35 protein-coding genes are annotated in these 24,684 nt (G+C 51.5%); 34 read left to right on the forward strand and 1 reads right to left on the reverse strand.

The annotated features are described in order from the left end of the window. The first annotated feature begins 58 nt into the window (after positions 1-58). The 31 genes from rpsG to rplQ all read left to right on the forward strand — a co-directional run bounded on the left by rpsG (position 59) and on the right by rplQ (position 17,708). Positions 59-529 (forward strand): 30S ribosomal protein S7, encoded by a 471-nt coding sequence (gene rpsG, locus BM185_RS13530; RefSeq protein ID WP_091964855.1) that lies wholly within the window; start codon positions 59-61, stop codon positions 527-529. A 12-nt stretch (positions 530-541) separates the two neighbouring features. Beyond that, entirely contained in the window at positions 542-2,647 is a 2,106-nt protein-coding gene (gene fusA / locus BM185_RS13535; RefSeq protein ID WP_091964857.1) for an elongation factor G, read from the forward strand. Positions 2,648-2,683: 36 nt separating this feature from the next. Then, positions 2,684-3,880: an elongation factor Tu gene (gene tuf / locus BM185_RS13540; protein ID WP_091964859.1), complete on the forward strand. Its 1,197-nt coding sequence runs from the start codon at positions 2,684-2,686 to the stop codon at positions 3,878-3,880. 174 nt (positions 3,881-4,054) lie between these two features. Further along, positions 4,055-4,366 (forward strand): 30S ribosomal protein S10, encoded by a 312-nt coding sequence (gene rpsJ, locus BM185_RS13545; RefSeq protein WP_091964861.1) that lies wholly within the window; start codon positions 4,055-4,057, stop codon positions 4,364-4,366. 119 nt (positions 4,367-4,485) lie between these two features. Next, positions 4,486-5,127: a 50S ribosomal protein L3 gene (gene rplC / locus BM185_RS13550; protein ID WP_091964863.1), complete on the forward strand. Its 642-nt coding sequence runs from the start codon at positions 4,486-4,488 to the stop codon at positions 5,125-5,127. 14 nt (positions 5,128-5,141) lie between these two features. Continuing rightward, a complete protein-coding gene (rplD, locus tag BM185_RS13555; RefSeq protein ID WP_091964865.1) occupies positions 5,142-5,747 on the forward strand; it encodes a 50S ribosomal protein L4 in 606 nt (201 codons plus the stop codon). Then, the gene (gene rplW / locus BM185_RS13560; protein ID WP_091964866.1) at positions 5,744-6,040 is read left to right on the forward strand and encodes a 50S ribosomal protein L23; all 297 of its coding nucleotides are present in this window, start codon (positions 5,744-5,746) and stop codon (positions 6,038-6,040) included. Before rplD ends, rplW begins: the two co-directional genes overlap by 4 nt. A 16-nt stretch (positions 6,041-6,056) precedes the next feature. After that, positions 6,057-6,881 (forward strand): 50S ribosomal protein L2, encoded by an 825-nt coding sequence (gene rplB / locus BM185_RS13565; protein ID WP_091964868.1) that lies wholly within the window; start codon positions 6,057-6,059, stop codon positions 6,879-6,881. 19 nt (positions 6,882-6,900) lie between these two features. Continuing rightward, complete coding sequence (rpsS, locus tag BM185_RS13570; protein WP_091964870.1) at positions 6,901-7,176, forward strand: 30S ribosomal protein S19; 276 nt, start codon at positions 6,901-6,903, stop codon at positions 7,174-7,176. A gap of 14 nt (positions 7,177-7,190) precedes the next feature. After that, positions 7,191-7,523, forward strand: a complete 333-nt coding sequence (gene rplV / locus BM185_RS13575) for a 50S ribosomal protein L22 (RefSeq protein ID WP_091964872.1) — start codon at positions 7,191-7,193, stop codon at positions 7,521-7,523. Positions 7,524-7,534: 11 nt separating this feature from the next. After that, entirely contained in the window at positions 7,535-8,236 is a 702-nt protein-coding gene (rpsC, locus tag BM185_RS13580; RefSeq protein WP_091964875.1) for a 30S ribosomal protein S3, read from the forward strand. A gap of 11 nt (positions 8,237-8,247) precedes the next feature. After that, positions 8,248-8,661, forward strand: coding sequence for a 50S ribosomal protein L16 (gene rplP / locus BM185_RS13585; RefSeq protein WP_091964877.1), 414 nt, complete (start codon positions 8,248-8,250; stop codon positions 8,659-8,661). Next, positions 8,661-8,852 carry a 50S ribosomal protein L29 gene (gene rpmC / locus BM185_RS13590; protein ID WP_091964879.1) on the forward strand — a complete coding sequence of 64 codons (192 nt, stop codon included), beginning with the start codon at positions 8,661-8,663 and terminating at the stop codon, positions 8,850-8,852. Before rplP ends, rpmC begins: the two co-directional genes overlap by 1 nt. Position 8,853: 1 nt before the next feature. Beyond that, positions 8,854-9,120, forward strand: a complete 267-nt coding sequence (gene rpsQ, locus BM185_RS13595; RefSeq protein ID WP_091964881.1) for a 30S ribosomal protein S17 — start codon at positions 8,854-8,856, stop codon at positions 9,118-9,120. Positions 9,121-9,161: 41 nt separating this feature from the next. Next, positions 9,162-9,530 carry a 50S ribosomal protein L14 gene (gene rplN, locus BM185_RS13600; RefSeq protein WP_072326865.1) on the forward strand — a complete coding sequence of 123 codons (369 nt, stop codon included), beginning with the start codon at positions 9,162-9,164 and terminating at the stop codon, positions 9,528-9,530. A 15-nt stretch (positions 9,531-9,545) separates the two neighbouring features. Further along, positions 9,546-9,863 carry a 50S ribosomal protein L24 gene (rplX, locus tag BM185_RS13605; protein WP_091964883.1) on the forward strand — a complete coding sequence of 106 codons (318 nt, stop codon included), beginning with the start codon at positions 9,546-9,548 and terminating at the stop codon, positions 9,861-9,863. A 17-nt stretch (positions 9,864-9,880) separates the two neighbouring features. Then, on the forward strand, positions 9,881-10,420 hold the full coding sequence (gene rplE / locus BM185_RS13610) for a 50S ribosomal protein L5 (RefSeq protein ID WP_091964885.1): 540 nt from the start codon (positions 9,881-9,883) through the stop codon (positions 10,418-10,420). A 10-nt stretch (positions 10,421-10,430) separates the two neighbouring features. Then, the gene (gene rpsN, locus BM185_RS13615; protein ID WP_091964887.1) at positions 10,431-10,736 is read left to right on the forward strand and encodes a 30S ribosomal protein S14; all 306 of its coding nucleotides are present in this window, start codon (positions 10,431-10,433) and stop codon (positions 10,734-10,736) included. A 26-nt stretch (positions 10,737-10,762) separates the two neighbouring features. Beyond that, on the forward strand, positions 10,763-11,155 hold the full coding sequence (gene rpsH / locus BM185_RS13620) for a 30S ribosomal protein S8 (protein ID WP_091964889.1): 393 nt from the start codon (positions 10,763-10,765) through the stop codon (positions 11,153-11,155). Positions 11,156-11,166: 11 nt separating this feature from the next. After that, complete coding sequence (gene rplF, locus BM185_RS13625) at positions 11,167-11,703, forward strand: 50S ribosomal protein L6 (protein ID WP_091964891.1); 537 nt, start codon at positions 11,167-11,169, stop codon at positions 11,701-11,703. A 9-nt stretch (positions 11,704-11,712) separates the two neighbouring features. Beyond that, complete coding sequence (gene rplR / locus BM185_RS13630) at positions 11,713-12,063, forward strand: 50S ribosomal protein L18 (RefSeq protein WP_091964893.1); 351 nt, start codon at positions 11,713-11,715, stop codon at positions 12,061-12,063. Positions 12,064-12,074: 11 nt separating this feature from the next. Continuing rightward, positions 12,075-12,575: a 30S ribosomal protein S5 gene (gene rpsE, locus BM185_RS13635; protein WP_091964895.1), complete on the forward strand. Its 501-nt coding sequence runs from the start codon at positions 12,075-12,077 to the stop codon at positions 12,573-12,575. Between the two features lie 3 nt (positions 12,576-12,578). After that, positions 12,579-12,758, forward strand: coding sequence for a 50S ribosomal protein L30 (rpmD, locus tag BM185_RS13640; protein WP_091964897.1), 180 nt, complete (start codon positions 12,579-12,581; stop codon positions 12,756-12,758). Between the two features lie 3 nt (positions 12,759-12,761). Further along, the gene (rplO, locus tag BM185_RS13645; RefSeq protein WP_091964899.1) at positions 12,762-13,196 is read left to right on the forward strand and encodes a 50S ribosomal protein L15; all 435 of its coding nucleotides are present in this window, start codon (positions 12,762-12,764) and stop codon (positions 13,194-13,196) included. Positions 13,197-13,213: 17 nt separating this feature from the next. Continuing rightward, on the forward strand, positions 13,214-14,545 hold the full coding sequence (gene secY, locus BM185_RS13650; RefSeq protein WP_091964901.1) for a preprotein translocase subunit SecY: 1,332 nt from the start codon (positions 13,214-13,216) through the stop codon (positions 14,543-14,545). Between the two features lie 25 nt (positions 14,546-14,570). Then, on the forward strand, positions 14,571-14,684 hold the full coding sequence (rpmJ, locus tag BM185_RS13655; RefSeq protein WP_072326876.1) for a 50S ribosomal protein L36: 114 nt from the start codon (positions 14,571-14,573) through the stop codon (positions 14,682-14,684). A 134-nt stretch (positions 14,685-14,818) separates the two neighbouring features. After that, a complete protein-coding gene (rpsM, locus tag BM185_RS13660; RefSeq protein ID WP_091964903.1) occupies positions 14,819-15,175 on the forward strand; it encodes a 30S ribosomal protein S13 in 357 nt (118 codons plus the stop codon). A 59-nt stretch (positions 15,176-15,234) separates the two neighbouring features. Further along, positions 15,235-15,618 carry a 30S ribosomal protein S11 gene (gene rpsK, locus BM185_RS13665; protein WP_091964905.1) on the forward strand — a complete coding sequence of 128 codons (384 nt, stop codon included), beginning with the start codon at positions 15,235-15,237 and terminating at the stop codon, positions 15,616-15,618. A gap of 12 nt (positions 15,619-15,630) precedes the next feature. Continuing rightward, complete coding sequence (gene rpsD / locus BM185_RS13670; RefSeq protein ID WP_091964907.1) at positions 15,631-16,251, forward strand: 30S ribosomal protein S4; 621 nt, start codon at positions 15,631-15,633, stop codon at positions 16,249-16,251. Between the two features lie 38 nt (positions 16,252-16,289). Beyond that, positions 16,290-17,291, forward strand: a complete 1,002-nt coding sequence (locus tag BM185_RS13675; RefSeq protein ID WP_091964910.1) for a DNA-directed RNA polymerase subunit alpha — start codon at positions 16,290-16,292, stop codon at positions 17,289-17,291. Between the two features lie 42 nt (positions 17,292-17,333). Further along, positions 17,334-17,708 carry a 50S ribosomal protein L17 gene (gene rplQ / locus BM185_RS13680; RefSeq protein WP_091964912.1) on the forward strand — a complete coding sequence of 125 codons (375 nt, stop codon included), beginning with the start codon at positions 17,334-17,336 and terminating at the stop codon, positions 17,706-17,708. A 59-nt stretch (positions 17,709-17,767) separates the two neighbouring features. On the opposite strand, the gene uvrA is transcribed toward rplQ, so the two are convergent. Continuing rightward, positions 17,768-20,587, reverse strand: coding sequence for an excinuclease ABC subunit UvrA (gene uvrA / locus BM185_RS13685; RefSeq protein ID WP_091965041.1), 2,820 nt, complete (start codon positions 20,585-20,587; stop codon positions 17,768-17,770). Between the two features lie 153 nt (positions 20,588-20,740). Here uvrA and BM185_RS13690 point away from each other — a divergent pair, with 153 nt between their 5' ends. From BM185_RS13690 to BM185_RS13700, 3 genes are all read left to right on the forward strand, one after another. Continuing rightward, complete coding sequence (locus tag BM185_RS13690; RefSeq protein WP_091964914.1) at positions 20,741-22,108, forward strand: MFS transporter; 1,368 nt, start codon at positions 20,741-20,743, stop codon at positions 22,106-22,108. 65 nt (positions 22,109-22,173) lie between these two features. After that, positions 22,174-22,875, forward strand: coding sequence for a single-stranded DNA-binding protein (locus tag BM185_RS13695; RefSeq protein WP_425434219.1), 702 nt, complete (start codon positions 22,174-22,176; stop codon positions 22,873-22,875). A gap of 177 nt (positions 22,876-23,052) precedes the next feature. Then, complete coding sequence (locus BM185_RS13700) at positions 23,053-24,681, forward strand: methyl-accepting chemotaxis protein (protein ID WP_091964918.1); 1,629 nt, start codon at positions 23,053-23,055, stop codon at positions 24,679-24,681. Positions 24,682-24,684: the final 3 nt, after the last annotated feature.

Below are 24,684 nucleotides of genomic sequence, written 5' to 3' on the forward strand. Positions count from 1 at the left end.
GCCGTTAGATTTCATTTGGTGTCCTGGAGTTACCTGAAGACCGTTTTGAGGGCTTATCATGCCAAGAAGAAGAGTTGCGGCAAAACGCGATGTGCTTCCAGATCCTAAGTACGGAAGTGAGCGTTTGGCCAAGTTTATGAACCACGTGATGGAAAGCGGCAAAAAATCCGTTGCTGAGCGTATTGTCTATGGCGCGCTGAGCAAAGTGGAAGAACGCACCAAGAAAGATCCCCTGGAAGTTTTCGAGAAGGCTCTCGAGACTATTCAGCCGCTGGTCGAAGTTAAGTCCCGTCGTGTTGGTGGTGCCACTTATCAGGTGCCAGTAGAAGTTCGTCCTTCGCGTCGTAATGCCCTGGCCATGCGCTGGCTGGTAGACTTTGCACGCAAGCGTGGCGAAAAGTCCATGGATCTACGCCTGGCTGGCGAGATGCTGGATGCCTCTGAAGGTAAAGGTGCAGCCGTTAAGAAGCGTGAAGATGTGCACCGCATGGCCGAAGCCAACAAGGCATTTTCTCACTACCGCTTCTAAGGGAGGCCCCAAGTGGCACGCAAAACCCCTATTAAACGCTATCGCAACATTGGTATCTGTGCCCACGTGGACGCAGGTAAAACCACGGCGACCGAGCGGATTCTGTTTTACACAGGTGTTAACCACAAGCTGGGTGAGACCCACGATGGTGCATCGACGACTGACTGGATGGAGCAGGAGCAGGAGCGTGGTATTACCATTACCTCTGCTGCTGTAACGACCTTCTGGAAAGGTATGGATCACCAGTTTGACGAACACCGCGTCAACATCATCGATACCCCTGGGCACGTTGACTTCACGATCGAAGTTGAGCGCTCACTGCGGGTTCTGGATGGTGCTGTGGTGGTTTTCTGTGGTTCTTCCGGTGTTGAGCCTCAGTCAGAAACTGTCTGGCGTCAGGCTAACAAGTACGAAGTTCCCCGTCTGGTCTTTGTTAACAAAATGGACCGTTCCGGCGCTGACTTTGAGCGGGTTGTTGATCAGATCAAAACGCGTCTGGCTGCTAATCCTGTACCTATTCAGTTGCCTATCGGCGCTGAAGACGAATTTGAAGGTGTTATCGACCTGATTCGTATGAAGGCTATTTACTGGAGTGAAGAGGATATGGGCACCAGCTTTGAGCTGCGTGACATTCCTGCTGAACTCCAGGATAAAGCTGATCAGTACCGCGAGCAGATGATCGAAGCTGCTGCTGAAGCCAACGAAGAACTGATGGACAAGTACCTTGAAGGTGGTGAATTGACCACTGAAGAAATCAAGGCAGGTCTACGTCAGCGCGTCATCGCTAACGATATCGTTCTGGCGATGTGTGGTTCCGCCTTTAAAAACAAAGGCGTTCAGGCCATGCTGGATGCGGTTATTGAATACCTGCCAGCGCCTGATGAAGTTGCAGCCATTGAAGGTGAGCTGGAAGACGGCTCCGTGGGTACTCGCCCTGTTGACGATAAAGAGCCTTTTGCTGCTCTGGCGTTCAAGATAGCAACCGACCCCTTCGTTGGTACTCTGACTTACATCCGCGTTTACTCAGGTGTGCTAGAAACTGGTCAGGGTGTTTACAACTCAGTCCGTCAGAAGAAAGAGCGCGTTGGTCGTCTGGTTCAGATGCACGCCAACAACCGCGAAGAGATCAAAGAAGTCCGCGCTGGTGACATCGCGGCTTGCGTAGGTCTCAAAGATGTAACGACAGGTGATACCCTGTGCAACCCAGATCACAAGATCGTTCTGGAGCGCATGGAATTCCCTGATCCGGTTATATCTGTGGCTGTGGAGCCTAAGTCTAAAGCTGACCAGGAAAAAATGGGTATTGCACTGGGTAAACTGGCCCAGGAAGATCCTTCTTTCCGCGTCAAGACTGACGAAGAGTCCGGTCAGACCATCATCTCTGGTATGGGTGAGCTGCACCTGGATATCATCGTTGACCGCATGAAGCGCGAATTCAAGGTCGAAGCCAACATCGGTAAGCCACAGGTTGCCTACCGAGAAACCATCCGCAAGTCGGTTGAGCAAGAAGGCAAGTTTGTGCGTCAGTCCGGTGGTCGTGGTCAGTATGGCCATGTATGGCTGCGCATTGAGCCTTTGACCGACAAGGGTGAAGATGGCGATAAAGATTACGAGTTCGTAAACGAAATCGTTGGTGGTGTGGTTCCACGTGAGTACATCGGTTCTGTTGATAAAGGCTGTTATGAACAGCTGCAGAATGGTGTTCTGGCTGGCTACCCAATGATCGACGTTAAGGTAACCCTCTACGACGGTTCTTACCACGACGTTGACTCTAACGAAATGGCCTTCAAGATTGCTGGTTCCATGGCAATCAAGGAAGGCGCCAAGAAGGCAGGTGCAGTACTGCTTGAGCCTATGATGAAGGTTGAAGTGGTTACGCCTGAAGACTACATGGGCGACGTTATGGGCGACCTGAATCGCCGTCGTGGCCTGGTGCAGGGTATGGATGACTTGCCTTCCGGTAAGGTTATTCGTGCCAAGGTGCCGCTGGGCGAAATGTTTGGTTATGCAACCGACCTGCGCTCTGCGACCCAGGGTCGTGCCAGCTACTCGATGGAATTCTCCGAGTATGCCGAAGCACCGTCCAGCATCGTAGACGCCGTTATTAACCAAAAGTAATTTTTAATTCTGCCGTTAACTGAAGAGGTTATCGTTGTGGCTAAAGAAAAATTTGAACGTAGTAAACCCCACGTAAACGTTGGCACCATCGGTCACGTTGACCATGGTAAAACCACTCTGACTGCTGCTCTGACTCGTGTATGTCACGAAGTTTGGGGCACAGGCGCATCTGTTGCCTTTGACGGTATCGATAATGCTCCTGAAGAAAAAGAGCGTGGTATCACCATCGCTACTTCTCACGTAGAGTACGATTCTCCAACGCGTCACTATGCACACGTTGACTGCCCAGGCCACGCTGACTATGTCAAGAACATGATCACTGGTGCTGCTCAGATGGACGGCGCTATCCTGGTATGTTCTGCTGCTGACGGCCCCATGCCTCAGACGCGTGAGCACATCCTGCTGTCTCGTCAGGTTGGTGTACCTTACATCGTAGTCTTCATGAACAAAGCCGACATGGTTGACGATGAAGAGCTGCTGGAACTGGTTGAGATGGAAATTCGTGACCTGCTGTCTACTTATGACTTCCCAGGCGACGACACTCCAATCATCATCGGTTCTGCCCTGATGGCTCTGGAAGGTAAAGATGACAACGAAATGGGTACTACTGCCGTTAAGAAACTGGTAGAAGCCCTGGACGACTACATCCCTGAGCCTGAGCGTGCGATTGACCAGCCTTTCCTGATGCCAATCGAAGACGTTTTCTCTATTTCCGGTCGTGGTACAGTAGTAACTGGCCGTGTAGAGCGTGGTATCGTTAAAACTGGCGAAGAAATTGAAATCGTTGGTATTAAAGAAACCACCAAAACCACCTGTACTGGTGTGGAAATGTTCCGCAAGCTGCTCGACGAAGGTCGTGCTGGTGAGAACATCGGTGCCCTGCTGCGTGGCACCAAGCGTGACGACGTTGAGCGTGGTCAGGTTCTGGCCAAGCCAGGTTCCATCACTCCTCACACCGTTTTTGAAGCAGAAGTTTATGTTCTGTCCAAAGACGAAGGTGGCCGTCATACGCCTTTCTTCAAGGGCTACCGTCCTCAGTTCTACTTCCGTACAACTGACGTAACTGGTTCTTGTGAACTGCCTGAAGGTACTGAAATGGTTATGCCTGGCGATAACGTCAAGCTGGTTGTTACTCTGATTGCTCCTATTGCAATGGACGACGGCCTGCGCTTTGCGATTCGTGAAGGTGGCCGTACCGTAGGTGCTGGTGTTGTAGCTAAGATCATCGAGTAATATCGAATCTTGGTGCTCGCACCTTAAAGAGGGTCTCCGCAAGGAGGCCCTCTTTGTTGTATAAATCTTGAGAAGAAGATTTGACATCCTTTAGATGGCAGCACTATAATGCTGCTCCTTTTTAGGTGGGGTGCAGATGCCTGCATCCTAGTGTCCGTATCGGAGCATTGGATAATGCAAGACCAGAAAATCCGTATTCGGCTGAAATCGTTTGATCATCGACTGATCGATCAGTCCGCGCTGGAGATTGTTGAGACAGCCAAGCGTACTGGAGCTCAGATCAAAGGTCCGATCCCTCTGCCGACTCGCAAAGAAAAGTTCACCGTGCTGATTTCTCCGCACGTGAACAAAGATGCCCGCGATCAGTATGAGATCCGCACCCACAAGCGTGTGCTGGATATTGTTGAGCCAACTGAAAAAACAGTTGATGCCCTGATGAAGCTCGAACTGGCTGCTGGCGTTGATGTTCAAATCAGCCTGGGTTAATCCCTGCTGACAAGCTAAGTGGTTCGCGTCGCGAGACGCAATACAATTGAGATAGTGGAATGCCCTGAAAAAGGCAGCCATAGCGGGTGATAGCCCCGTACACTGATAGGAGACATAAAATGGCTCTTGGTTTAGTCGGTAAGAAAAGCGGCATGACCCGCATTTTCACCGAAGAAGGTATTTCTATACCTGTCACCGTTATTGAAGTGACTCCTAACCGAGTAACGCAGATTCGTAGCCTTGAAAACGATGGCTATACTGCTGTTCAGGTTACTTCAGGTTCACGTAAGGCCAAGCATCTTACCAAAGCTCAGGCAGGTCATTTTGCCAAGGCTGGTGTAGAGGCAGGTCGTCTGCTGCGTGAATTTCCTCTAGCTGAAGGTCAGGAAGCTCCAGAAGTGGGCGCTGAGCTGACAGTCAGTCTGTTCGAAGCAGGTCAATCAATCGATGTGACCGCTACATCCAAAGGTAAGGGTTTCCAAGGTGCTGTTAAGCGCTGGAATTTCCGTACTCAGGATGCTACCCACGGTAACTCCCTTTCCCACCGTGCTCCTGGTTCTATTGGTCAGAACCAGACGCCAGGCCGTGTCTTTAAAGGCAAGAAAATGGCTGGTCAAATGGGTAATCAGCGTGTCACCGTGCAATCTCTGGAAGTCGTCCGCGTTGATGAAGAGCGTAATCTGCTGCTGGTAAAAGGTGCCGTGCCTGGCGCTACCGGTTCAGATGTGCTGGTTCGTCCGGCGGTCAAGGCTCGCAGCTAAGAGGATAGAGACACATGAACCTGAATCTTGCCGGAGCTCAGGGTACTGTCGAAGTATCCGATGCGACCTTTGGAAAAGAATTCAACGAAGCCCTGGTTCACCAGGTTGTCGTTGCCTATATGGCCGGTGCCCGTCAAGGTACTCGTGCCCAGAAGAATCGCGCTGATGTTAAAGGTGGTGGTAAGAAGCCTTGGCGTCAAAAAGGTACTGGCCGTGCGCGTGCTGGTACAGCGACTTCTCCGATCTGGCGGAAAGGTGGCGTTACTTTTGCGGCCCGTCCACAAGATCACTCACAAAAAGTGAACAAGAAAATGTATCGCTCTGCGATGCGTTCCATTCTGTCAGAACTGGCTCGTCAGGATCGCCTGGTTGCTGTTGAGGACTTCACTGTTGAAGCCCCTAAGACCAAGCTACTGGCTACCAAGCTTGCAGAAATGAAGCTGGACAAGGTGCTGATCGTTACTTCTGAATTGAACAGTGATCTTTACCTGGCTGCTCGCAACTTGCCCCACGTTGATGTGATTGAAGCCAAAGCTGCTGATCCTGTAAGCCTGATCGCCTACGAAAACGTACTGGTCACTGTGCCAGCCCTGCGTCAGTTCGAGGAGAAATTGGGATGAACCAGGAGCGCCTATATAAAGTGCTGCTCGGTCCACACATGACCGAGAAAGCTGCTGTACTGGCTGACGAAAAAAACCAGTATGTATTTAAAGTAGCTTCAGATGCGACTAAGCCTGAAATTAAAAAGGCTGTCGAGCAACTGTTTGATGTCAAGGTTGAAGCCGTTAGTGTTACGAATGCTAAAGCTAAAACCCGACGCACTCTTCACGGTCTCGGTCGTCGCAAAGGTTTCCGTAAGGCTTATGTTAGCCTCGCGGAAGGTCAAGCGATCGATTTCGCTGACGCGGAATAAGGCAAGGGGTTGAATCATGGCAGTTATAAAAGCTAAGCCGACTTCAGCCGGTCGCCGCCATCTAATCAAGGTGGTGAACAAGGATCTGCACAAGGGTGCGCCTCATGCACCTCTGTTGGATACCAAGCGCAAGTCTGGCGGCCGGAACAACAATGGACGTATCACTACCCGTCATATCGGTGGTGGTCATCGTCAACATTATCGCATCATCGACTTCAAGCGTAACAAAGACGGTGTTGTAGGTATTGTTGAGCGTCTGGAATATGATCCTAATCGCTCAGCCAACATCGCGCTGATCAAGTACCTGGATGGTGAGCGCCGCTACATTATCGCTCCCAAGGGTCTGACTGCTGGTGACCAGATTCAATCGGGTATGGATTCTCCGATTAAGGCAGGCAACACGCTGCCACTGCGTAACATGCCACTGGGTTCTACGGTTCATTGTATTGAACTCAAGCCTGGCAAAGGTGCGCAAATGGTCCGCTCTGCAGGTACTTCTGCTCAGCTGGTTGCCCGTGAGGGTGCTTATGCCACCTTGCGTCTGCGTTCAGGTGAGACCCGTAAGGTATTGGTAGATTGCCGTGCGACTCTGGGTGAAGTCAGTAATTCTGAACACAGCCTGCGAGTTCTTGGTAAAGCCGGTGCTTCCCGTTGGCGTGGTGTACGTCCTACCGTTCGTGGTACTGCCATGAACCCAGTTGACCACCCTCACGGTGGTGGTGAAGGACGTAATATGGGTAAACACCCAACAACGCCTTGGGGTGTACCTACCAAGGGTTACAAAACTCGCAAAAACAAGCGTACTAACAATCTGATTGTTCGTCGCCGTAAAGCGAAATAACGATTAAGGGGATACCGCTGTGCCTCGTTCACTGAAGAAAGGTCCTTTCATTGACCTTCATCTGTTGAAAAAAGTGGAAGTTGCGGTCGAAGGCAAAGACAAAAAGCCAATCAAGACTTGGTCACGTCGCTCAATGATCATTCCAGATATGATCGGCCTTACGATTGCTGTCCACAATGGACGCCAGCATGTACCGGTTTACATCACTGAAGAGATGGTCGGTCACAAGCTGGGTGAATTTGCTGCTACCCGTACCTACAAGGGTCATGCAGCTGACAAGAAAGCCAAGCGCTAATCGAGGAGGTAATGATGGAAGTCGCCGCTAAATTGCGTGGTGCCCGTCTGTCCGCACAGAAGGCGCGCTTGGTTGCTGATCAGGTGCGTGGCAAGAAGGTTGCGGATGCACTTAACCTGCTTGCATTCAGCCCCAAAAAGGCTGCAAGTCTGGTTAAAAAAGTTCTCGAGTCTGCAATTGCAAACGCTGAGCATAACGAAGGTGCTGATATTGATGAACTGCGTGTCTCTACCATTATGGTAGATGAAGGCATGACCATGAAACGGATTAAACCCCGTGCCAAGGGCCGTGCTGACCGCATTTTCAAGCGCACTTGCCATATCACCGTCAAGGTTGCAGACCGGTAAGGAGTCACCCGATGGGTCAGAAAGTCAATCCTACTGGCATTCGTCTGGGCATTGTTAAGGACCATACCTCTACTTGGTATGCCGAAGGCCAGTCTTATGCCGATAAGCTAAATAATGACTTGCAGGTGCGTAGCTTCCTTGAAGAGCGCCTGAAGCAAGCAGCTGTTAGCCGCATCCAGATCGAGCGTCCTGCAAATAACGCTCGCATCACCATTCACACCGCCCGCCCCGGCATCGTGATTGGCAAGAAAGGCGAAGATGTTGATCGTCTACGCAAGGATGTGTCCGACATGATGGGTGTGCCTGTGCACATCAACATTGAAGAAGTTCGCAAACCAGAGCTGGATGCAGCCTTGGTTGCTCAGAGTGTTGCTGGTCAGCTGGAGCGTCGTGTGATGTTCCGCCGTGCTATGAAGCGCTCCGTGCAGAATGCCATGCGTCTGGGTGCCAAAGGCATCAAGATCCAGGTTGGCGGACGTCTCGGTGGTGCAGAGATTGCCCGTTCTGAGTGGTATCGCGAAGGTCGTGTACCTCTGCATACCCTACGCGCTGATATCGACTACGCCACTGCTGAAGCCCACACTACCTATGGTGTCATTGGCGTCAAGGTGTGGATCTTTAAAGGCGAAATTCTGGGCGGGATCGAAGAGGTGCGTGCCAAGGCTGCTCAACAGCCTCAGCAGCAGGCGCCTAAGAAGAAAGGTTCCAAGTAAGGGGATAGTCGATGTTACAGCCCAAGCGTACAAAATTCCGCAAGATGCATACTGGCCGTAACCGCGGCCTGGCAAATCGCGGTAATAAGGTCAGCTTTGGTGAATTCGGTCTGAAAGCCACTGGTCGTGGTCGTCTGACCGCCCGGCAAATTGAAGCGGCGCGTCGTACCATGACTCGTCACATCAAGCGTGGTGGTAAGATTTGGATCCGAGTTTTTCCAGATAAGCCGATTACAGAAAAGCCGTTGGAAGTTCGTATGGGTAAAGGTAAGGGTAACGTGGAATACTGGGTCGCCCTTATTCAACCCGGAAAGGTGCTCTATGAAGTTGAAGGTGTGTCTGAAGAACTGGCTCGCCAGGCCTTTGCGCTCGCCGGAGCCAAACTTCCTATCCCGACAACTTTTGTTAAACGGACGGTGATGTAATGAAAGCTCAAGAACTGCGCGAGAAATCCGCTGACGAGCTCAAAGAACAGCTGCAAGGTCTATTGCGCGAGCAGTTTCAACTCCGCATGCGCAAGGTGACTGGTCAGCTGGGTCAGACCCATCTGCTTAAGCAGTTGCGTCGTGACGTGGCTCGGATTAAAACCGTGCTCAACGATAAGGCAGGTAACTAAAATGGCCGAAGTTGAAAAGAAAGCCAGAACTGTCACCGGCAAGGTGGTCAGCGACAAAATGGACAAGACTGTCACAGTCATGGTTGAGCGCAGTGTTGCTCACCCTCTGTACGGTAAGTATGTACGTCGCTCCACGAAGCTACATGCACATGACGAGGCCAATGATGCTCGCATGGGTGACACCGTAACCATCCAGGAAAGTCGTCCTTTGTCCAAGACGAAAACCTGGAAACTGGTCGAGATTGTTGAGCGTGCCAAGGAAGTCTGAGGTAACTCAGCTTCTGAACGCTTAAAGTTTGGAGATAACTAATGATTCAGACGCAATCAATGCTGGATGTTGCCGACAACAGCGGCGCGCGTCGCGTAATGTGCATCAAGGTGCTGGGTGGATCTCACCGCCGTTATGCACGTGTCGGTGACATCATCAAGGTCACCGTTAAAGATGCCATTCCTCGTGGCAAGGTGAAAAAAGGCCAGGTTCTCAAGGCTGTGGTAGTTCGCACCAAGGCGCCCGTTCGCCGTCCAGATGGTTCTGCTATTCGTTTTGATGGCAATGCTGCCGTCATTCTGGATAACAAGGACGCTCCGATGGGCACCCGTATTTTCGGGCCGGTAACCCGCGAGCTGCGTGGCGACAAGTTCATGAAGATCATTTCCTTGGCACCCGAAGTGCTATAAGGAGAGAGGCCGGTTATGCGTAAAATTAAACGTGACGATGAAGTGATCGTCATCGCAGGCAAAGACAAGGGTAAGCGTGGCACCATCAAGCGTGTACTCAAGGATAACCGCTATGTGGTTTCCGGAGTCAACATGATTAAGCGCCACACGCGCCCAAATCCCTATGCCAATCAGCCTGGCGGCATCATTGAGCGCGAAGCGCCCATTCATGCTTCCAACGTTGCCATTTTCAATAAGGAAACTGGCAAGGCTGATAGAGTAGGATTCAAGGTCCTGGACGATGGTTCCAAGGTACGTATTTTCAAGTCGACTCAAGCTGAGATCGACTCCTAATCAAGTCAGGTATCAGCATGGCTAGATTGAAAAATCTTTACCAAGATGAAGTGGCAGCCAAACTGAAAGACGAGCTTGGCTTAAAGAACGTGATGGAAGTACCACGCATCACCAAGATCACCCTGAACATGGGTGTAGGTGAAGCACTCAGCGATAAAAAGCTGATGGAAAACGCCGTTGCGGATTTGGAAAAACTGAGCGGGCAAAAGCCTGTGGTAACCAAGGCACGTAAATCCATCGCAGGCTTTAAAGTTCGCGAAGGTTGGCCAATTGGTTGTAAGGTCACCCTGCGTCATGAGCGCATGTGGGAATTCCTGGACCGTCTGGTGGATGTTGCGATTCCTCGTATTCGTGACTTCCGTGGCTTGAGCCCCAAGTCCTTTGACGGTCGTGGTAACTACAGCATGGGTGTGCGTGAGCAGATCATCTTCCCTGAAATCGACTATGACAAGGTTGACAGGGTGCGTGGACTGGACGTGACCATCACCACAAGTGCCCGTAACAACGACGAAGGTCGCGCGCTTTTGACTGCGCTCGGCTTCCCGTTCAAGAAGTAAGGGGAAAAACATGGCGAAGGTTTCCATGGTTCAGCGTGAACTCAAGCGCACCAAACTGGTAGAAAAGTATGCTGCCAAGCGCGCTGAGTTGAAGGCGATCATTGTTAACCCCAACTCTTCGGAAGAAGAGCAATGGGACGCGCTACAACAACTGCAGAAGCTGCCGCGTGATTCCAGTTCTGTTCGTCAGCGTAACCGCTGCCGTGCAACTGGACGTCCACACGGTTTTTACAACAAGTTCGGCCTGAGCCGCAACGCGCTGCGTAAAGCAGCCATGCGTGGTGATGTGCCCGGTCTGCGTAAGTCCAGCTGGTAAGCTTAGGATCCAGGAGTGCAAAGCTAATGAGCATGCAAGACACCCTGGCGGATATGGTTACTCGTATTCGCAATGCACAAATGGCAACCAAAGAGACGGTCACCATGCCGTCTTCGAAAATGAAAATTGAAGTTGCCCGGGTGCTAAAAGAAGAGGGTTTCATCGAGGACTTCCAAGTCCAAGGTGATGTAAAACCTGAACTGACTGTGACTTTGAAGTATTTTGAAGGTAAAGCGGTCATCGAGAAGATCGAACGTGTTAGCAAACCCAGTTTGCGTAGCTACAAAGGCAAGAGTGAGCTGCCTAAAGTTGCCGGCGGCCTGGGCGTTGCGATTATCTCCACCTCTAAGGGTGTGATGAGTGATCGTGCAGCACGTGCGGCCGGTGTCGGTGGCGAAGTCATCTGCACCGTGTTCTAAGGGAGAGTACAATGTCCCGCGTAGCAAAGAAACCGATTGAACTGCCAGCTGGCGTTGAGCTGAAACTCAATGACAGCAAGGTAACTGTAAAGGGTGGCAATGGCTCCCTTGAACTGGATATCCATCCGCTGGTCGATGTTAAAGTGGATGATAAAACAGTGACAGTTGCTGCTGGCAACCCGAACAACCGAGCTGCCTGGGCGCATGCCGGTACTACCCGTGCACTGGTCAACAATATGGTGACTGGTGTTTCCACAGGCTTTAGCAAGTCTCTGGAAATTAACGGTGTTGGTTATCGTGCACAAGCCAAAGGGCAAACTATCAATCTTACCTTGGGCTTCTCCCATCCGGTGGAATATACCCTTCCTGCCGGCGTGACAGCAGAAACTCCCAGCAACACCCAGATTGTATTGAAGGGTGCTGACAAGCAACTGCTTGGCCAGTGTGCTGCAGAGATTCGCAGTTTCCGCCGTCCAGAACCCTATAAGGGCAAGGGCATCCGCTATAGCGACGAACTCGTTCGTCGTAAAGAAGCCAAGAAGAAGTAAGGCAGGGTTATGAACGCGAAGAAAGAATCTCGTTTACGTCGTGCCCGCCGTGCCCGCGCCAAAATTCGCGAGCTGGGTGCGATTCGCCTGTGCGTGAACCGCACTCCGCGGCACATTTATGCGCAGATCATTTCCGCCGATGGCGGCCAGGTACTGGCCAGTGCTTCAACGCTGGATTCCAGTCTGCGTAGCGGAGCGACAGGTAACATCGAAGCCGCCTCCAAGGTAGGCAAGCTGATCGCCGAAAGAGCCAAAGCTGCAGGTATTGAAACTGTTGCCTTTGATCGCGGTGGTTTCAAATATCATGGTCGCGTAAAAGCCCTGGCTGATGCGGCTCGTGAAGGCGGCCTGGAATTCTAAAGGGTGTGACGATGGCGAATATTGAAAAAACAGCCGGTGACCTGCAAGAAAAACTTGTACAGGTCAACCGAGTCGCCAAGGTGGTCAAGGGTGGCCGTATTTTCGGTTTCACCGCCTTGACCGTCGTAGGCGACGGCAAGGGTCGCATTGGCTTTGGTCGTGGCAAGGCACGTGAAGTGCCTGTAGCGATTCAAAAGGCAATGGAACAGGCTCGCCGTAACATGGTTAATGTCCAACTGGACGGCACCACGCTTCAGTATCCTGTACGTGCAGCTCATGGGGCTTCTAAAGTCTTCATGCAGCCTGCATCGGAAGGTACCGGTATTATTGCCGGCGGTGCCATGCGCGCCGTACTGGAACTGGCAGGTGTTCAGAATGTTCTAGCTAAGTGTTACGGTTCAACCAATCCGGTCAACGTGGTTCGCGCCACGGTCAAGGGTCTGGCGGCTATGAAAGCGCCAGAAGACATCGCTGCTAAGCGCGGCAAGACCGTAGAAGAGATTCTGGGGTAAACCATGGCGAAAATTAAAGTCACTCTGGTACGCAGCCCCATAGCCACTCTTCCCAAGCACAAGCTTTGTGTTAAGGGGCTGGGTCTGCGCCGTATTGGTCACCAGGTAGAACTGGAAGACACTCCCGCAGTACGTGGCATGATCAATAAGGTCAACTATTTGCTGCGAGTTGAAGGAGCATAAGTCATGCATCTGAACGATCTGAGCCCAGCACCCGGCTCCAAAACTGACGCCAAGCGCGTTGGTCGCGGTATCGGTAGTGGACTGGGTAAAACTGGCGGTCGCGGTCACAAAGGGCAGAAAGCGCGCTCTGGTGGAACGGTCAAACCAGGTTTTGAAGGCGGTCAAATGCCCTTGCAGCGTCGTCTGCCAAAATTTGGTTTTACTTCGCACAAGGCACCGCTGACTGCTGAAGTACGTCTGCACGAAGTTGCCCAAGTTGAAGGGGACGAGGTTAGCCTTGAAACCCTGAAAGCTGCGGACATCATCAAGCAGTCTACTCAGTATGTAAAAGTGATTCTGTCCGGCGAAATCAACCGTGCAGTAACCCTCAAGGGCGTTAAGGCGACCAAGGGTGCTCGTGCGGCCATTGAAGCGGCTGGCGGTAAAGTCGAAGACTAAGATAAGTCGAGGACGAAATGGCTAAACCAGGATCCCTACCAGGAAATCAAAGCGGACTCGGAGAAGTCTGGGCCCGCTTGCGCTTTGTCATTGTTGCGATCATTGTGTATCGCATTGGTGCTCATGTGCCTGTCCCTGGTATTAATCCTGACCAGCTTGCTGCCATCTTCGATCAGACCCGTGGCACCATCCTGGACATGTTTAACATGTTCTCGGGTGGTGCTCTGGAGAATATGAGTATCTTGGCACTGGGTATCATGCCCTATATTTCTGCCTCGATTATCATGCAGCTGCTAACAGCGGTAACACCTAAGCTGGAAGCACTGAAAAAAGAAGGTGAAGCCGGACGTCGCAAAATCAACCAGTACACACGGTATGGCACCGTGGGTCTGGCATTTGTGCAGGCGATCGGTATGTCAGTAGGCCTGGCAGGACAAAGCGGTGTCGTCTATATGGCGAACTTCGGGTTCTATTTTGTTGCGGTAACGACCCTGGTTTGTGGTGCTGTCTTCCTGATGTGGCTGGGTGAACAGATTACAGAGCGAGGTATCGGTAACGGTATTTCCCTGCTGATCTTCGCCGGTATCGTAGCGGGCTTGCCCGGTGCTATAGGTAGCTCTCTGGAAATTGCCCGTAGTGAAGGTACCTGGAACCTGATTCCTTTGTTGGTAATCGGTGCCCTGGGTATTGCCACTGTTGCTTTTGTCGTATTTATCGAACGTGGCCAACGCCGCGTTACGGTGAACTATGCCAAACGGCAGGTGGGTAATCAGATGTATGCAGCGCAATCCAATCATCTGCCGCTGAAAGTAAACATGGCTGGGGTAATTCCACCCATCTTTGCTTCAAGTATCCTGTTGTTCCCCGCGTCGATTGGCCAGTGGTTTGGAAGTGCGGAAGGTATGGGGCTTTTACAGGATCTGGCGCAACTTCTTGCCCCAGGTGCACCCCTGTACATCTTGCTTTTTGCACTCAGTGTTGTATTCTTCTGCTTCTTTTATACAGCACTCATGTTCAACCCCAAAGAAATTGCTGAAAACCTGAAAAAATCAGGTGCTTTCCTGCCCGGTATCCGTCCAGGCGAGCAAACAGCAAAATACATTGATGGGGTGGTAACTCGCCTGACCCTGTTCGGTTCACTGTATATAACGGCTGTTTCCTTGATGCCTCAGTTCCTGCAGGTTGCCTGGGATATTCCTTTCTACGTTGGTGGTACCGCTTTGCTGATCGTGGTCGTCGTAGTGATGGACTTTATGGCACAACTGCAGTCGCACTTGATGTCGCATCAATATCAGAATCAGTCTTTGCTTAAAAAAGCTAACCTCAAGGGCTATGGTCGCAAACGCTGATCACCTTTTGGGAACGGAGTAGAAGATGAAAGTTCGTGCATCTGTGAAGAAGATCTGTCGTAACTGTAAGATCATTCGTCGTCGCGGTTCGGTGCGTGTTATTTGCATTGAGCCTCGTCACAAACAGCGCCAGGGTTAAGACTCTGGACAGGACCATGAAGGCTGCAGCTTTTACCCCTTGATATTTCTTTTATCAAGGGGTATGCTTTTGCGCCCTTTGTGGACATAAAAACTGGAGCTGGCTTTTGCCGGCTTGGAATCGGAGTGAAGTGAATGGCACGTATTGCTGGTGTCAATATTCCGGATAACAAGCACACGGTCATTTCTCTGACCTACATTTTTGGTGTTGGTAAAACGCGCGCCAAATTGATTTGTGCAGAATCCGGGATTGAACCTAATCGTAAAATTGCTGACTTGTCCACCGACGAGTTGGATAAACTGCGTAATGCAGTGAGCGCTTTCACCGTTGAAGGTGATCTGCGTCGTGAAGTTACGCTGAATATTAAGCGTCTGATGGATCTGGGTTGCAACCGTGGCATTCGCCACCGCCGTAACCTGCCGGTTCGTGGTCAGCGCACTAAAACTAATGCGCGTACCCGTAAAGGACCGCGTAAACCTATTCGCAAATAAGCAGGTTGCACACCGTCTTAGCTGGTGTGCTACCGCGAAAATCAGGAATTTAAGATACTATGGCTAACCCGCGTACTCGTAAAAAAGTTAAAAAGACGGTAGTGGATGGCGTCGCCCATATCCACGCCTCTTTTAACAATACCATCATTACGATAACTGACCGCCAGGGCAATACCCTTTCCTGGGCTACTGCCGGTGGTTCGGGTTTTCGTGGTTCTCGTAAGAGCACCCCGTTCGCAGCGCAAGTCGCGAGTGAACGTGCCGCTACAGCGGCAGCCGAGTATGGTCTGAAGAATGTCGACGTTATGGTCAAGGGCCCTGGTCCTGGCCGTGAATCTGCCGTTCGCGCTCTGAACGCTGCTGGTTTTAAGGTCACCAACATTACCGATGTGACCCCGATTCCACACAACGGTTGTCGCCCACCGAAGAAACGCCGCGTATAAGGAGGCAGATTCATGGCACGTTACTTAGGTCCCAAGTGTAAGCTCTCACGTCGTGAGGGTACTGATCTGCTGTTGAAAAGCGGTGTAACTCCTTTTGAGAAGAAGTGTAAATCAGAAGCAGTTCCCGGTCAGCATGGTCAACGTCGTTCTCGTCTTTCAGACTATGGTCTGCAGCTTCGCGAGAAACAGAAAGTCCGTCGTATGTACGGTGTTCTGGAAAAGCAATTCCGTAACTACTACAAAGCAGCTGCCCGTATGAAGGGTGCTACAGGTGAAAACCTGCTTCAGCTGCTGGAATCACGTTTTGATAACGTGGTTTACCGCATGGGCTTTGGCTCCACGCGTGCAGAAGCACGTCAGCTGGTCAGCCACAAAGCCCTAACCGTTAATGGTAAGACAGTCAATGTGGCTTCTTATCAGGTTCAGCCCGGTGATGTCGTTGCCGTGCGTGAAAAGTCCAAGCAGCAGCTACGTATCAAGAATGCCCTGCAACTGGCTTCTCAGCGCTCAGACGTTTCCTGGGTCGAGGTTGATGGCAACAAGCTGGAAGGTACTTTCAAGGCACAGCCTGAGCGTACTGACCTTTCAGCCGAAATCAACGAAAACCTCATCGTCGAGCTTTACTCCAAGTAATCTTGGAGTAACCGTCTGGCAGCCAAACAGGTGTTCATATGCAGCGTTCAGTGACAGAGTTTCTTCGCCCAAGAGATATCAAAGTCGAGACCTTGAGTCCGACCCGTGCAAAAATCATCCTCGAGCCTTTCGAGCGTGGTTTTGGTCATACCCTGGGGAATGCTCTGCGTCGTATTCTGCTTTCCTCCATGCCCGGCTGTGCAATAGTCGAAGCAGAGATCGAAGGCGTCGAGCATGAGTACAGCACACTTGAGGGTGTTCAGGAAGATGTGATTGAAATTCTCCTGAATCTCAAGCAGGTTGCGGTGAAAATTCACAGCCGCGACGATGCTGTGTTGACGCTGAAAAAACAAGGTCCAGGACCTGTAACAGCAGGCGACCTTCAGGGTGATCATGATGTTGAGATCATCAACCCTGACTTGGTCATCGCCAATTTGAATGGTGGTGCTCAGCTGAACATGCAGCTGCGTGTTGAGAAGGGTCGTGGCTATGTGCCAGCAGATGCCCGTGTATCCGATGATGACGAAACCCGTCCCATTGGCCGCCTGGCTCTGGATGCCACTTTTAGTCCTGTGCTACGTGTCGCCTATGCCGTTGAAGCGGCGCGCGTTGAGCAGCGTACTGACCTTGATAAGCTGGTTTTGGAATTGGAAACTGATGGCACCCTGGACCCTGAAGAGTCCATTCGCCGTTCGGCAACCATTCTTCAAGAGCAGCTGGCTGCCTTCGTTGATCTGGAAACAGACAAGCAACAAGAGCCCGAAGAAGAGGAAGATCAAATTGATCCGGTTCTTCTTCGTCCGGTAGATGACCTTGAACTGACTGTACGTTCAGCCAACTGCCTCAAGGCCGAGAACATTTATTATATTGGTGACTTGATCCAGCGCACAGAAGTTGAGCTGCTGAAGACACCTAACCTTGGTAAGAAGTCTCTGACTGAAATCAAGGATGTCCTCGCTGCCCGTGCCCTGTCTTTGGGTATGCGGTTGGAAAACTGGCCGCCTGCCAGTTTGAAGAACGACGACAAGGCCAGCGCCTAATACGTCATTTCAAGTCTCAAGGTTTGGAAAGGATAAACGACAATGCGTCATCGTAAGAGTGGTCGTAAACTCAATAGAAATAGCAGCCATCGTAAGGCCATGTTTAAAAACATGAGCGTTTCTCTGGTTGAACATGAAGTCATCAAAACAACTCTGCCCAAGGCTAAAGAGCTGCGTCGTGTTATCGAGCCGCTGATTACCCTGGCTAAGGTTGATAGTGTTGCTAACCGTCGCCTGGCATTTGCGCGTACTGGTTCTAAAGCTGCCGTTGGTAAGCTTTTTGAACTGGGCCAGCGTTATGCTGAGCGTCCTGGTGGCTATGTTCGCATTCTTAAGTGCGGCATGCGTACTGGTGATCAGGCCCCTATGGCCTATGTAGAGCTGGTTGATCGCCCTCAGGCTGAAGATGCTGAATAAGTGATCTTCAAACAAAAAAACCGCGACTTGAGTCGCGGTTTTTTTATGCCTGGCTTTTATTAAAGCATCTTGGCAAGGAAGCGTCCGGTATGCGAATGAGCCTCCCTGGCGACCTCTTCAGGTGTACCTTCAGCTATGATCTGTCCGCCACCTTTACCTCCTTCCGGTCCCATATCGATAATCCAGTCCGCCGTTTTAATGACATCCAGATTGTGCTCAATGACCACTAGGGTATTGCCGTGGTCTCTGAGGCGATGCAGGACGGCAAGGAGCTGTTTAATGTCTTCAAAGTGCAGGCCGGTGGTGGGCTCATCCAGAATATAGAGAGTTTTGCCGGTATCCCGGCGAGCCAGCTCTTTAGCCAGCTTGACCCTTTGAGCTTCTCCGCCTGAAAGCGTGGTTGCACTCTGGCCCAGGCGTATATAAGACAGACCCACATCCATCAGGGTTTGCAAGCGACGGGCAACTGCAGGCACCGCAGAGAAGAATTCGCGCGCCTCTTCAATCGTCATTTCCAAAACTTCATGAATGTTCTTACCCTTGTAGCGTATTTCCAGGGTTTCCCTGTTGTAGCGTTTGGCCTTACACACATCACAGGGCACATAGATATCCGGCAAGAAGTGCATTTCCACCTTGATCAGGCCATCACCCTGACAAGCCTCACACCGCCCGCCTTTAACGTTAAAGCTGAAACGTCCTGGCTTATAACCTCGTGATCTGGCTTCCTGAGTTCCAGCAAACAGCTCTCTGACCGGTGTGAAGATACCCGTGTAGGTCGCTGGATTTGAGCGGGGAGTGCGGCCTATTGGGCTCTGGTCAATATCTATGACCTTGTCCAGCTTATCCAGGCCTTCAATGGTTTTGCACGGCTGAGGGGTTAGGCTGGTGTTGCCATTGAGGTCATGGGCTGCGTGCGGATAGAGGGTGTTATTGATCAGGGTGGACTTGCCTGAACCGGAAACCCCGGTGACGCAGGTCATAATGCCTAGCGGAATACAGGCATCCACGTTGCGCAAATTATTGCCACTGGCGCCGCGTATCCATAGGTGTTGATCTTCGCTCGGTGGATGACGCAGTTGGGGAACTTCTATTTTCCGGCGTCCAGTAAGATAGTCAGCGGTGATTGACCCCTTTGCCTGCATCACTTGTTCAGGTGTGCCCTGAGCAACGATCTGGCCGCCATGCACGCCCGCGCCCGGCCCTATGTCAATGAGGTGATCCGCTTGGCGAATAGCGTCTTCGTCATGCTCGACCACGAGTACGGTATTACCCAGGTCGCGTAAGCGCATCAGGGTGCTGAGCAGGCGTTCATTATCTCTTTGGTGAAGGCCGATGGAAGGCTCATCAAGAATATACATCACACCCACCAGGCCCGCACCTATCTGGCTGGCCAGGCGAATACGCTGGGCTTCACCACCTGACAGGGTTTCGGCGCTTCGTTCCAGAGACAGATAGTCCAAACCGACATTGACTAGAAAATTAAGTCGTTCAACGATTTCAACCAGGATGCGTTGAGCTATTTCGCCCCTGTGCCCGTCCAGTTTCAGCGTACTGAAATAGTTGCTGGCTTCGCCTAACGGCTTTTTCACCACCTCAGGTAGGTTGATGCCGCCGACAAAAACATGACGTGAAGCCTCCTTGAGACGGCTGCCATGACAGCTGGGGCAGGCATGGGTGGTGAGGAGTTTGGCGAGCTCTTCGCGCAGATTCTGGGAATCCGTTTCATGGTAACGCCTTTCCAGGTTGGGCAGCACGCCCTCAAAAGGGTGGGACTTAATGACCTGGCGCCCGCGATCACTGGAATAGGTGAAGTCTATCTTTTCTTCTCCGCTACCTTGTAAAATGACTTGCTGGATTTTTTTGGGAAGCTCTTTCCAGGGCGTTTCTAAAGTAAAGTCATAATGCTTGGCTAACTGTTTGAGCAGTCCAAAATAATAGACATTGCGCCTGTCCCAGCCCTTGATAACCCCTTCAGCAAGAGAAAGCTCAGGTGAAACGATCAATTTGTGCTCATCAAAAAAGGCCTTGTGCCCCAGGCCATCACAGGTTGGGCAGGCGCCGGCGGGATTGTTGAAAGAAAACATCCGTGGCTCTAGCTCAGAGACTGCATAGCCACAGTGAGGGCAGGCATAGTTGGCTGAAAACAAGAGGTCTTCTTGTTCGCTGCCCATAAAGCTGACCAGAGCCAGGCCATCAGATAGAGCCAGAGCGGTTTCAAAAGATTCCGCCAGGCGTAGCTGCTGGTCATCACGGACTTTGAGGCGGTCAACCACCACTTCGATGGTGTGTTTGCGTTTTTTGTCCAACTCGGGCGCTTCATCCAGCTCAACCACCTGACCATCAATTCGGGCCCGGATATAACCCTGAGCTTTGAGGTCTGCAAGCAGATTGAGGTGCTCACCCTTGCGATCCTGAATAACCGGCGCAAGAATCAGAATGCGGGATTCCTCGGGCAGGTTGAGGACTTCATCGACCATTTCACTAACGGTTTTGGCGACCAGCTCCACCTCATGCTCCGGACAACGGGGTATGCCGGTTCGTGCATAGAGAAGGCGTAGATAGTCATAAATTTCAGTGATGGTGCCCACGGTGGACCGCGGGTTATGGGATGTGGATTTCTGTTCGATGGAAATGGCTGGGGACAGGCCTTCAATGCCATCGACATCGGGTTTCTCCATCATCGACAGAAATTGACGGGCATAGGCTGAGAGGGATTCCACATAGCGCCTCTGGCCTTCAGCATAGAGGGTATCAAAGGCCAGAGAAGACTTTCCCGAACCGGAGAGGCCGGTTATTACCACCAGCTGGTCGCGTGGAATCTCAAGGGAAACATTTTTCAGGTTGTGGGTTCTCGCCCCACGTACACTTATCTTGTCCAGAGCCACCTTGCACCTCTTCGTTAATGCGACCGGACATTATAGGGGGAAACGTCTCCAGTGTCTGCCAAGCATCCTGACAAGGAAAAGACAGCAAGGCTGGTGAGCGGATGGACACCAAGGTAGAATAGCGGGTTTTATCAACACGGAAGCTTTATGTCGCGCGACTCCCTGAACTCTATTGAAATCCGGGCAATCAGCGGTCTAGCCGGGCTCTATGGTCTGCGCATGCTCGGGCTCTTTATGGTTCTACCGGTCATGCCTCTGCTATTGGAAGACTTTGATGGGGCGACGCCTCTGGCGATCGGCCTGGCGATAGGTATCTATGGCTTTACCCAGGCACTCCTTCAGCTTCCGTTTGGCTGGCTATCCGATCGCTGGGGCCGTAAGCCATTGATTTACCTGGGGCTGGCCGTTTTTGCGCTAGGCAGCCTGGTTGCGGCTACCGCTGACAGTCTAGTAGTGATTATTCTAGGTCGGGCCTTGCAGGGTATGGGCGCCATAGCCAGCGTACTCATGGCCTTATTGGCAGACCTGACCCGGGATGAAAGGCGTACCCAGGCCATGGCCAGTGTTGGCATTAGTATAGGTTTGGCTTTTATCCTAGCCATGGCACTAGGTCCCTGGCTGGCTCAGGGTTTAGGTTTGTCGGGACTCTTTTGGCTGACTTTGGTGCTTAGCCTGTTGGGTATGCTGGTTTTGTGGCGCTGGGTGCCTTCTCCAGCAAAGAGTCGTAAGCACCTGGATGCTGGTATCGACCTCAAGCAACTAACGCCAGTGATTAGTCACCCTCAGCTTTTGCGTTTGGACTTTAGTATTCTTCTGCTGCATTTGTTGCTAACCGCTATTTTTATTGCGGTGCCTGGCCTTTTGCTGGAAGCTGGTTGGAGCCTGGCCCAGCAAGGGTTTGTCTACCTGGGCTGCATGCTGCTGGGTTTCGTCTTTATGATACCGCTGATCATTTATGGTGAAAAAAAGCGGCAAATGAAACGCGTTCTGCTGGCAGGCTTTGCATTGCTGGCCCTAGGTTTGGCATTACTGGTTCCGGGTGGCTGGTGGTTACTACCGGGCTTGTGGATCTTTTTCATCGGCTTTAACCTGTTGGAAGCGAGCCTACCATCCTTGATCAGTAAGCAAGCCCCTGTTGAATCCAAGGGAACGGCCATGGGTGTTTATTCCACTTCGCAATTTATGGGTGCTTTTGCAGGTGGTATCCTGGGTGGCTGGCTGCTGGGTGGCTGGGGTGCAGAAGGGCTGTTATGGGTCGCAGCTGCTGCCTGCCTCTTATGGCTCCTGGGGCTGCTTGGATTCCAACCACCTCGACACCTATCCAGCCGAGTCTTTCATCTGTCACCGCAAACGGCTGCAGAAGGTTTGGACGAGCTGGAAAAGAATCTTAAAGCCTTACCTGGTGTGGAAGAGGTGGTTTTCCTGGTTGAAGAGGCCACTGGCTATCTGAAACTGGACCGGCAACAACTTGATGAAGATGCTTTGGAAGAGTTGCTGGCTGAAACATCTGGCTAAGTCAAAAGTCAGAACAATTTATAGACAACAAGGTTTTTACCAAGGGGAAGAGCATGGCAAGGGGCGTGAACAAAGTCATCTTGATCGGGAATCTGGGACAAGATCCAGATATCCGTTTTACACAAAATCAGAAGCAGGTTGCCAATGTCAGTATTGCAACCAGTGAGCAGTGGACTGATCGCCAAACCGGTCAGAAGCAGGAAAGAACAGAATGGCACCGGGTTGTCTTTTTCGATCGCCTGGCAGAAATTGTTGGCCAGTATCTGAAAAAAGGCAGCAAGGTTTATGTCGAAGGTAAGCTGCAGACCCGTAAATGGCAAAACCAACAGGGTGTAGACCAGTACACCACTGAAATTGTCGCCAATGAAATGCAGATGCTGGATAGTGCAGGTGGTCAGCCAGCTTATGGTAATGCTGGACGCTCCGCACAACCTAATGATTATGCTCAGCAGGCACCTCAAGGTGGACAGCCGGGCTATTCTCAGCCGCAAGGTAACTATCAGCAGGATTACAGCCAGGCTGCTCCTCAACAGGCACCAGCTGCGCCACCGCCACCTCCTCCTCAGCCAAGGCAGGCGGCTCCTCAGCCTCAGCAGTCACCTCAGGCACCGCCGCCTCAGCCTCAGCAGCAACCACAACAGAATTATCAGCAGCAACCTGCTCATCCAGGCGGTGGCTATTCCAATCCGGCGCCTCAACCTCAGCAAACAGGTGGTCAGCCAACATCCCCCAGCTTTAATGATATGGATGATGAAATTCCCTTCTGAGCGCTAGCTTTGCCTTGGTGTTTTAAAGCCCCTTATCAGGGGCTTTTTGCGTTATAGAGCGCTTCATTTTTCATGATAGCTAATTTTTTCTGTTTTCAAGAATCTTGATAGGATAAAATTATAAAATTATTGTATAATTATGATGTTCCATCTTGTAAAGGTTTTGGAGACAGTCACATGACAATTGCACAACGTCTGTATTTGGGTTTTGGCCTGGTGCTAGCTTTGATTTTGGTGATTACCCTGGTCGGGGTGGTCAAGGTTGCTAGCGTGGATTCGACTCTGACACAGGTTAATGATGTCGATACCCGTAAGCAGCGTTTTGCAATTAACTTTCGTGGCAGTGTCCATGATCGTGCCATTGCCATCCGTGATGCGGTCCTGGTGAGCTCAGCCAGTGAGCGTCAGCCGTTTTTGGCACAAATTGATGACTTGGATGCTTTTTATCAGGATTCGGCTCAGGAAATGGACCGACTATTTGCTCGTGAAGTTGGGGTAACTGCAACTGAGAGAGAGCTTTTGGCATCGATTCAGATGATTGAAGAACAAACACAGGCACTGACTACGCGAACGCTGCAGCTCTTAAGCGATGGACAACAGAATGCAGCCAGACGCCTGCTTCTGGAAGAAGTTTCAGCAGCCTATACAGACTGGCTGGGTGCAATTAATGCGTTTATTGATTACCAAGAGCAGGAGATCCAGCAGCAGGTGGATTTTGTACGTTCGGAGACGGGTGGCTTTCAAACCCTGATGCTATTGGTCGCTGCTTTTTCTTTAATTGTGGGTGTTTTGGTCAGTGTACGCTTGGTTTCCAAATTGACTCGTATGATCGGTGGGGAGCCTGAAGTGGCGGCGCGCTTGATACGCCAGGTGGCTTCAGGTGATTTGACTCAAGCGATCAAGACGCGCCACCCGGACAGTATTATGGGTGCGGTGGCTGGCATGAGCAGTCAATTGTCAGAAGTGATTCAGGGCGTCACAACAACGGCTAACACCCTTGCTCAGGCGGCGGGTGAGCTTCAGGAAACGGCCACCCGAAATCGAGACTTGGCCAGCAGCCAGCGCGAACAAACCGAACAGGGCGCGGCCGCAATTAATCAAATGTCGGCAACGGTTCAGGAAGTTGCAGGGCATACCGTTGAAGCCTCAGAAGTTGCCAAAACGGCCGATGAAGAAACCATTTCAGGTGGCGATGAGGTTAAAAGAACACTGGCCAGTATTGATGAGCTGGCCAAGCAAGTTGAAAAAGCCGGCAAGGTGATTGACCAGCTGTCAGAGGACAGTACGGAAATCGGAACCGTGTTGGAAGTGATTGAAACCATTGCCGAGCAAACCAACCTGTTGGCCTTGAATGCGGCTATTGAAGCAGCCAGAGCTGGCGAGCATGGTCGTGGCTTTGCGGTGGTTGCTGATGAGGTAAGAGCTCTAGCCAGTCGCACTCAGGAGTCGACTCGTGACATTCAGCAGCGGATTGAAAAAATGCAGTCCAGTGCTCAGGGAGCAGTTGAAGTTATGGAGCAGGGGCGTTTAAAAGCGGCCGAGAGCGTCGAGCAGGCGCGCCGTGCGGGTAACTCCTTGGAAGTGATTCAACGTTCTGTGACGGATATTAATCATATGAATGCACAGATCGCCAGTGCTGCTGAGGAGCAGTCGTCTGTTGCTGAAGAAATTAATCGTAATTTCACCAGCATTACCGAGGCTTCCGAATTGGCAGCCGCAGGTATGGAACAGAATGTTGCTGCCAGCCGGGAATTGGCTGAACTTGCTTGCCGCCTACAGGAAAGCGTTAAGCAGTTCCGGGTTTAATTG

The sequence above is a fragment of the Marinospirillum celere genome (assembly GCF_900112235.1).
Lineage (GTDB): Bacteria > Pseudomonadota > Gammaproteobacteria > Pseudomonadales > Halomonadaceae > Marinospirillum > Marinospirillum celere.